Origin of the sequence: Inquilinus sp. CA228 (assembly GCF_052078665.1) — a bacterium.
In the GTDB taxonomy this organism is placed as follows: domain Bacteria; phylum Pseudomonadota; class Alphaproteobacteria; order DSM-16000; family Inquilinaceae; genus Inquilinus.
In genome coordinates this window covers 1-7,888 of the sequence record NZ_JBQJIK010000145.1, presented here as the reverse complement: position 1 = coordinate 7,888, position 7,888 = coordinate 1, and the positions used below count along the sequence as shown (strand labels likewise).

General features: G+C 69.5%; 7 protein-coding genes and 1 pseudogene. 2 read left to right on the top strand and 6 right to left on the bottom strand.

The annotated features are described in order from the left end of the window. The coding region (locus ACTOWL_RS37135; protein ID WP_441326339.1) for a hypothetical protein at nt 1-488 on the bottom strand (488 nt) is incomplete at its 3' end. A gap of 423 nt (nt 489-911) precedes the next feature. Between ACTOWL_RS37135 and ACTOWL_RS37130 the strand changes: the two genes are divergently transcribed. Further along, nucleotides 912-3,149 carry an MMPL family transporter gene (locus ACTOWL_RS37130; protein WP_441326338.1) on the top strand — a complete coding sequence of 746 codons (2,238 nt, stop codon included), beginning with the start codon at nt 912-914 and terminating at the stop codon, nt 3,147-3,149. A 135-nt stretch (nt 3,150-3,284) separates the two neighbouring features. Beyond that, nucleotides 3,285-3,869, top strand: a complete 585-nt coding sequence (locus ACTOWL_RS37125) for a TetR/AcrR family transcriptional regulator (RefSeq protein ID WP_441326337.1) — start codon at nt 3,285-3,287, stop codon at nt 3,867-3,869. 199 nt (nt 3,870-4,068) lie between these two features. On the opposite strand, the gene ACTOWL_RS37120 is transcribed toward ACTOWL_RS37125, so the two are convergent. The 5 genes and pseudogenes from ACTOWL_RS37120 to ACTOWL_RS37100 all read right to left on the bottom strand — a co-directional run. Beyond that, nucleotides 4,069-4,785, bottom strand: coding sequence for a DUF924 family protein (locus ACTOWL_RS37120; RefSeq protein WP_441326336.1), 717 nt, complete (start codon nt 4,783-4,785; stop codon nt 4,069-4,071). Nucleotides 4,786-4,793: 8 nt separating this feature from the next. After that, nucleotides 4,794-5,228: a DUF3574 domain-containing protein gene (locus tag ACTOWL_RS37115; RefSeq protein WP_441326335.1), complete on the bottom strand. Its 435-nt coding sequence runs from the start codon at nt 5,226-5,228 to the stop codon at nt 4,794-4,796. Nucleotides 5,229-5,285: 57 nt separating this feature from the next. Further along, nucleotides 5,286-5,549 carry a DUF1127 domain-containing protein gene (locus tag ACTOWL_RS37110; protein ID WP_441326334.1) on the bottom strand — a complete coding sequence of 88 codons (264 nt, stop codon included), beginning with the start codon at nt 5,547-5,549 and terminating at the stop codon, nt 5,286-5,288. Between the two features lie 11 nt (nt 5,550-5,560). Beyond that, complete coding sequence (locus tag ACTOWL_RS37105) at nt 5,561-7,078, bottom strand: pyridoxal phosphate-dependent decarboxylase family protein (RefSeq protein ID WP_441326333.1); 1,518 nt, start codon at nt 7,076-7,078, stop codon at nt 5,561-5,563. Between the two features lie 16 nt (nt 7,079-7,094). Further along, nucleotides 7,095-7,888, bottom strand: a pseudogene (locus tag ACTOWL_RS37100) (hypothetical protein); the annotation flags it as partial.

The following is a 7,888-nucleotide window of genomic DNA, read 5'->3' as shown; positions in this document are numbered from 1 at the left end:
TCCTCGCCCTCGTAGAGCTCCTCGATCCGCTCCTTGAGCTCGGCGTCGAGGGCGTCGATGCGGGCCTCATCCTGGAATTCGTCCCCGATCATGAAGCGCAGGGCGTGCTCGACCTCGTGGCGGTGATGGTCGCGGCGGGCCTTGCGGGCGGCCTCGCGCTCGGGGGCCTCGGCCTTGTCGCGGGCGCAGAGCCGGTCGGCGGCGCGGGCGCGCTGGGCAAGCGAGCGCTGCACCGAGTTGGAGAAGCGGCTGAAGGCCAGCCCGGCCTCCCGGGCCTCGGCCCTGGCCGCTTCCGCCGCGGCCGCGTCGGCCTTGGGCTCGGCGGCGCGGGCCTGGGCGGCCCTGGCCTGCGCTTCGATGGCGCGGGCGCCTTCGGCCTCGGCCAGCTGCATGGCGATCTCGGCCAGACGCGTGAGCATCCGGACCTGCTGCAGCGCGAGGCTGCGGCAATAGGCCTGGACGTCGAGTTCCTCTGGTGCGGGCTCCATAGAACGTATCATGAACGAAACATGGGAGCCGGCGCAATGAACATTGCGTTTACAACGCCGTCCCGCCCTGGAAGCGGCTCGGAAAGCCGCGTTCGACCCACTGTGGATGCTTTCCGTCAGGGCTGTCGAACGTTCGCTTCGTCCCCCATTGCGGACGTCTGCGGGCCCTCTCGACTTCCCTGAAGCGGACATTCGCCTCGACCTGTCAGCCTCGAGACCGGACCTATGGGCAGCGCCGGCGCTTCTAACTTGGTTGCCATTCCCGTGCTCACAGCGCCGCTTCTCAAAAGCTCATTGCTCCGCAGTGCGGTTGACACTGTACACCCAGGATCTCTAGGTTGACGCCGTCAACCAACGAGCGAGTCGAATCTGATTGCGCAAGAGATGCATCGACTCGCTCCTCATGGACCGGGGATGGCACTCATGTTTTCAAGCTTGGGACTGTTCGCGTATCAATACCGCTGGCTCGTGCTCCTCGCCGCCGGCCTTTTCGCGGGATTCGCATTCGTCTGGGGCAGTGGGGTCTTCAATGCCCTGAACACTGGCGGCTTAGCTCCGGAAGCGGCGGAAGTCAGCCGAGCAAACGAGTTGCTGGAGCAGCATTTTGGCCATCGGCCGGGCGATCCGGATGTCGTTGCGGTCTTCGACGACGAATCGGGCAGGCGCACCGTGGACGACCCAGACTTTGCCCGGCCCATCCAGCAAGCGCTGGGCGCCCTCCCACCGTCCCACGTCGTGTCGGTCGTCAGCTATTGGACGCCGGGGTTGACGCCCGAGCAGCGCGCCGAACTCGTCAGCCCGGACCGGAACGCCACCTATACGGTGCTCACGCTGCGCGGCGAGGACGAATCGGCGCGCATGGAGGCATACGGCGAAATCCAGCACCTCATAAAGGCCGGCGACGGCATCGCGACTTATCTAGGCGGCGGCCTGACCAGCGTATACGAGCTGCAGCGCGAAGCGTCGGCGAACTTGGCGGGGGCGCAGGTGATCTCGTTGCCGATCCTGCTGGTCCTGTTGATCCTGTTCTACCGGGGGCTGGTGGCGGCGGCCATGCCGGTCGCTCTCGGCATGTTCGCGATCCTCGGATCGCTGGTGATGCTGCGCCTGCTCACCATGATGACCGATATTTCGATCTTCGCGCTGGAGATCGTCGTGCTGATAGGGTTGGGGCTGGCCGTGGACTACGGACTCTTCATCGTCAGCAGGTTCCGCGAGGAGCTCGAGCGTGATGGCGGGAGCGTCGAGGCGGCGGTGATCGCGACGACAGCCACCGCCGGCCGTACGGTCGCGGTTTCTGGCTTCACGGTCATCAGCGGACTAAGCGGACTCTTCCTGTTCCCGCAGCCCATCTCGCATTCCTTCGCGCTGGGCGGCGTCAGCGTGGTCCTGTTCAACATCGTCGCGGCCGTGCTTGTGCTTCCCGCCATGCTGGCCATCCTCGGACGCCGGGTGAATGCCGGCCGCGTTCCGCTGCCGCGGTTCGTCCGCGCCGGCCGTGGCCCGGAGGAGGGTGGCTGGGCGTGGCTTGCCCGGGTGGTGGGCAAGCGGCCCGCCGTGTCGCTTCTGCTGGGCGTGCTGGCGCTGCTGGTGGCCGCCGCGCCGTTATTGGAACTGCGGCCAGGCCTGACCAACCATCGCTACCTGCCCGCCGACAATCAGGGCCAGGTCGTCGCGCGCTACATGAACGGCGAGTTCCCGCCGCGCGGACCGGCAGGGATGGCACTCGACATCGCCGTGCGCGGGTCGGTGGACCGGGAAAGCCTTGGGGCATATCTGGCTCGCCTGGGCGACCTGCCCGGCGCTGCTGCGGCTCGCGTGCATTTGACCGATCCGGCGCTCACCTGGATCAAGGTCGATTATCGCGGCGAAGCCGATGATCCCGGTCCCTTGCAGCTCGTGCGCGACGTCCGTGCAACGCCGTCGCCACCCGGCGCCACCGTGCTCGTCGGCGGGCATGGCGGGGCTGCGATGAGCCTGGACAACAGCGCCGCCACGCTTGCGGCACTGCCCGCAGCTCTTGGCTTCATCACCGTCGTGACGCTGATCCTGATCGCGCTGGCCTTCCGCTCCGTGCTCGTCCCGATCAAGGCAGTCCTTTGTGCGCTCCTGTCGCTGGCCGCCTCCTTGGGCATCGTCGTCTGGGCCTTCCAGCAAGGCGGGCTTGCAGGATTGCTCGACTTTCAGGTCGTTGGCACCACGGATCTCTGGACGCTGGGGCTGATCGTCACCATCGCCTTCGGGCTGGTCACCGACTATGAGATGTTCCTGGTCAGCCGAATTCGCGAAGCGTATCTCGCCACGGGCGACAACCGGCGCGCGGTCGCTGTGGGTTTCCAGCAGACCGGATCGATCATCACCAGGGCCGCGATCCTGATGATCGTCGTGCTTGCCACGATGGGCCTGACCGCCGGATCGCTGTTCCTCATCACCTTCGGGATCGGCATGACGCTTTCGGTCGTTATCGACGCCACCATCGTCCGGTCGGTGATCGTCCCCGCGGCCATGCAACTGCTCGGCACCGCCAACTGGTGGGCGCCGCGGCCGCTGGCCTGGCTCAGTGATCGCCTCGGCCTCGGCGAAGGCGCCGGAATGGCGCCGAGCCCGCACGTCGACGTTCCTGCAGGCAATGGCGAGCGGTTACCTGCCGGGGAGAAATAGCTCCTGCCTCCGGCGCGAGGCCCCGGCCGCGCCACGTCGGTGCGGCTGGTTCTCTTCTGCTTGCCGTGTCATTGGTCAGGGCAACGCGTTGTTCGCCCAGGTTGACATCGCCACCCAGCCGATCTGAGATCGGCCATGACAACGACACGCGATTCCATCCTAGCGGCAGCAACCGAGCTCCTGGATCAATCAGGCCCCGATGGCGTGACCTTGCGCGGCGTCGCACAGATCGCCGGCCTGTCGCACAACGCGCCCTACAAGCATTTCCAGGACAAGGAAGCATTGCTGGCGGGCGTTGCCGCCCGGGAGCTGCGGGCGAGAACCGCCGCGATGGTCGCGGCCACGGCAGCTTCCAGCGATTCACTGACCGCCTTGCGCCGGTTGGCCCACGATCACGTTCGCTGGGGGCTGCACTATCCGAACCGGTTTCGGCTGATCTTCGGGCGCTGGGAACGTCACGACGACGACCTTGCTGAGGCCGCCAGCGAAACCTTACGTCTGTTCATAGAGGCCATTGCGGTGCTCCGCAGAAACGGAACGATAAGGCCTGGCGACAACGAGCGCACGGCCGCCTTGTTCATTTCCCTTATCCACGGTTCGATAGACATGGCGCTAGGCGGACACCTTTCCGCGGAAGGTAAGGGTCGTTCCGATCCACAGGGACTAATCGACGACCTTATCGAAATGCTTCAGGTGATTTGGCGTCCAGCCCCCCAATGATGAGGATTTCATCCTCCACATGGGCTACGGCAGGGATCTTCCGCGCGTTGCGGACAATGCGACGATCACGAGTTCAGCGCGTCGCAATGCTCTTCGCTCATGAAAGCACACGCATGGGGGTCGAAGCCCTCGAACGCCGCCTCGGACTCGCCCAGCACCGATGAAGCTCGGATAGCGGCCGGGCATCCCCCAACAGGGATCAGCAGCGCGAAAGCCGCCATCCGGACCGGGCCGCCGGCGCCCGCCGATCAGGTCGGCGGCCGACCTCCGCCGGATGCAGATACGCCAGCTCTGCCCGGGTCGAGGGCCGGCCGAGGAGGGCGTTGCGCTGCGGGAAGCGGCCGAAGCGGGCGATCTGGTCCTGATGGGCGCGGATCTGGCCGAGCGCGAACCAGTAGAGCGGCTGCTGCGGCCCCGGCACCGCCGCCACCACGCGCTCGGCCAGCGCCGCCGCCCGCTCCAGCCGCGCCGGGTGGCGCGGGCCCTCGGCCTCGGCCAGCGGCAGGATCAGGAAGATCTTCTCCCAGGGCCTGGCCAGCGCCTCGACCTGGCCGCTGCGCAGCCCCTCCTCCGCCAGCCGCAGGGCCAGCGCCTCGCCGGCGAAGGCCTCGGGCCGGCCGGCGAACAGGATGCGCGCGATCGGGTCGGCCAGCAGGATCAGCAGCAGCCGCCCGACCGGCGTCGCGGTCCAATGGCTCAGCCGCCCGGCGCGCGCCGCCGCCACCAGCGGGGCGAGGCCCGGCAGCGCCGGATCGGCCCGGCCGCGGAACCATCGGCTGACCGCCCGGCGCTGCGCCTCGAGGTCGGCGTGCTCCAGCCCCGGCGGGAACCAGGCGTCGTAGACGTCGCGCCAGCCCGCGGCCGCCACCTCGGCCCGAGGAGCCATGCCCCCTTTGGCCATGCCTGCTCTGACCATGGCCGGCCTCAGAAGTCGACGCAGGTCGGGGCCAGGGTCAGCCCGACCGATTGCTGGCGGAACCGGTCGATATAGGCGGTCCGGATCTCCGACAGCCGGGCCAGCGTGTCCGGCGTGTTCGGCGCCAGGATCATGACGACATAGGACGGCTCGCGCACCACCTGCCGGGTCTCGCTGTCGCGCCACTGGCCGGCGGCCTCGAACACGGTCAGCCCGTCCGGGAAGCGCGGCGTGACCTCCCGGCCCAGGAAATCCGACCATTGGGCGTCGGACACGGTGGCCTGCCCCTCGATGTTCCGGCCGAACAGCAGCTCGGCCTGGAGGACGCCGTCGCCGCCGACGCTGCGACACAAGGCCGTCTCGGCGACGGCCTCCTGCCCCCGGGCCTCGGAGGCGGCCGGCAGGGCGAGGCACAGCATGGCTAGGAACAGTCGCTTGCGCATGATCCGACTCCTTGTGGTCGATGGGGATGGTCGATTGGGGGTGGATGCCCCGAGGTGTCAGCCCATCCAGAACGGCTTGTTCGCCTCGCGGATGGCGGCGCTGCGATCGAGACCGACGTCGCGCAGGTCGCGATCGCTCAGCTCACCGAGCCGGCGACGGGTCCGCGCGCGCCGCAGCCACAGATCGACGGTCTGCCGCAGGCGGCAGTCGCCGCCGACGGCTCGGCCGGGCTGCACCTCGGTGACTGCTGCCGGACCCCAGAGCGCGGACGCTTCCAGCTGGGCCGGGCTGAGCACGGTGAAGATCTGTCGCTTGTGCATGACCCGTTTCCTCAATGCCGAGTGGTCGCGGTGGCGTGGACCGACCGCGCCGAGGTGCGGATGATCCCGACCGCCTCGGCCACCCGGTCGGCATGGGCGCGGTGCACCACGATGCAGAGCCGGAGCGTGACACGGCCGCCGATGGTGGTGGCGGAGAGGCGGACCCGGCCGCCGGCGTTGATCCGGTCCAGCAGCGCTTCAGTGGCCCGGTTGGCCCGCCGCGCGGCGTCCGGGCCGGGGCCGGCCGGGCGCATGCGGAAGGCGACGATGCTGAGCGGCGGCTGCCAGGGCAGCTCCAGCGCCGGCTCGTCGAGCAGCTGGCGGTACGCGAACTGGGCCAGGTCCAGCTTCTCGTCGAGCGCCTCGCGGAAGGCGGCGACGCCGTGCAGCTGCAGCGGCAGCCACACCCGCAGCCCGCGCATGCCGCGGGTCAGCTCCGGCCCCAGATCGGCGAAGTCGGGCAGGCCGAATTCGCCCTCCATGCCCGCAAGGTAGGCGGCGTCGGCCTGATAGGCCGCCGCCAGCCGGTGCGGCTCGCGCACCACCAGCGCGCTGGCGCCGAAGGGCAGGAACATCGTCTTGTGCTGGTCGAGGGCGACGGAATCGGCCAGCTCCATGCCGCGCAGCCGGGCCTGGCCGCGCCGGGTCAGGCGGAACATGCCGCCATAGGCACCGTCGATGTGGAACCACAGCCCCTCGCGCTGGGCGATCGCCGCCAGCTGCGGCAGCGGATCGATGGCGCCGGTGTTGGTGGTGCCGGCGGTGCCGACCACCAGGAACGGCCGCTTCCCGGCCGAGCGGTCGTCGGCGATCATCCCGGCCAAGGCCTCGGGATCCATCGCCAGGTCCGGGCCGCAAGGGACGGTGCGGATGCCGGCCGCCGGGAGGCCCGCCAGCCGTGCCGCCTTGGCCACCGAGTGATGGGTCTCGGCGCCGACATAGAGCGTGCCGCCGGCGAGATCTTCGCCCAGGCCGGCATGGCGGGCGGCGATCACGGCGCAGAGCGTCGCCATCGACCCGCCGGTCATGAGCAGCCCGCCGCTGCCCTGCGGCAGGCCGCAGATGCCGGTCAGCCAGCGCACGACGCCCTGCTCCAGCGCGACCAGCGCCGGGGCGGCGAAGGCGTGACCGACATAGCGGTTGGTGACGCCGGTGTAGAGATCGGCCACGGCCGAGGTGAAGATGCCCCCGCCCGGGACATAGGCGAAGAAGCCGGGGCTGCCGGTCTCATAGGCACAGGCGGCCGCCTGGTCGAGCTGGTCGAGCACGGCCTCGAGCTCGCCCGGCCCCTCCGGCGGCGGCGCCAGCATCGCCCGGATCAGCTCCGGCGGCGTGTCGTCGCCGCTGGCGGTCGGCCGGTCGGGCAGGGTTTCGATGAAGGCGATGGCCCGCCGCAGCACCGCCTGCCCGATCTCGGCCATGGCGGCGCGGTCGGGCTCCAGCGGATGGATTCGGCGCGGGGCCGACGAGGCGGAGGGCTCGTCCTCCGCCTCGTCGATCAGGCTGCTGTCGCAGGGATGGTCGGCCATGTCTTTCGATCCCGGGTCAGAGCACGAAGTCCGTGGCCTGCAGGCCGATCAGGCCGGTCAGGGAGATGTGGAAGTCGGACACGCCGTCGCCGGTGACGTCGCCGGCGACTGTGGTGACGCCGGGGGCGGTGAAGGCGAAGCGCAGTTGCCCGGCGACGCCGGTGAAGAGGCCGCTGCCGATGAAGGTGAAGCTCTGGTTGCCGGAGGCCGAGAGATTGGCGTCGATCCCGGCCAGGTCGATCCTGTCGCCCTGGGTCCGGCTGAAATCGACGATCCGGTCGGCATTGGCGCCGACGGCGCTGTCGCCGGTCGCGGCATAGATGAAGCGGTCGGCGCCGAGGCCGCCGGCCAGTGTGTCCTTGCCGGCCGCGCCCTTGAGCAGGTCGTTGCCCTCGAAGCCGTTGAGGACATTGGCGACGGCGTTGCCGGTGATGGTGTCGCCGGCGGTGCTGCCGTTGATGTTCTCGATGTCGATCAGGCGGTCGCCGCCCGCCTCGCCGCCGCTTTCCAGGCTGGTGTTGCCGAGATCGACCCTCACTGCGGTGGCGGAGCCGAAATAGGTGGCGAGGTCGATGCCGGCGCCGCCGTCCAGCGTGTCGCCCCCATTCCCGCCGCGGAGGATGTCGTCGCCGGCCTGGCCGCGCAGGACGTTGACCACGCTCGATCCGGTCAGCCGGTCGTTGCCGAGGCTGCCGGTGAGGTTCTCGATGCCGCTCAGCGTGTCGCCCGCAGCATTGCCGCCGCTGGCGGTGCCGGCGGTGATGTCGACCACAACGCCGACGCGGCCGTCGTCATAGGCGGCGGTGTCGA

Bases quoted from the DNA above. Each gene is read 5' to 3' on its own strand.
- ACTOWL_RS37130 (WP_441326338.1), top strand. From the start codon at position 912: ATGTTTTCAAGCTTGGGACTGTTCGCGTATCAATACCGCTGGCTCGTG.
- ACTOWL_RS37125 (WP_441326337.1), top strand. From the start codon at position 3,285: ATGACAACGACACGCGATTCCATCCTAGCGGCAGCAACCGAGCTCCTG.
- ACTOWL_RS37120 (WP_441326336.1), bottom strand. From the start codon at position 4,785: ATGGTCAGAGCAGGCATGGCCAAAGGGGGCATGGCTCCTCGGGCCGAG.
- ACTOWL_RS37115 (WP_441326335.1), bottom strand. From the start codon at position 5,228: ATGCGCAAGCGACTGTTCCTAGCCATGCTGTGCCTCGCCCTGCCGGCC.
- ACTOWL_RS37110 (WP_441326334.1), bottom strand. From the start codon at position 5,549: ATGCACAAGCGACAGATCTTCACCGTGCTCAGCCCGGCCCAGCTGGAA.
- ACTOWL_RS37105 (WP_441326333.1), bottom strand. From the start codon at position 7,078: ATGGCCGACCATCCCTGCGACAGCAGCCTGATCGACGAGGCGGAGGAC.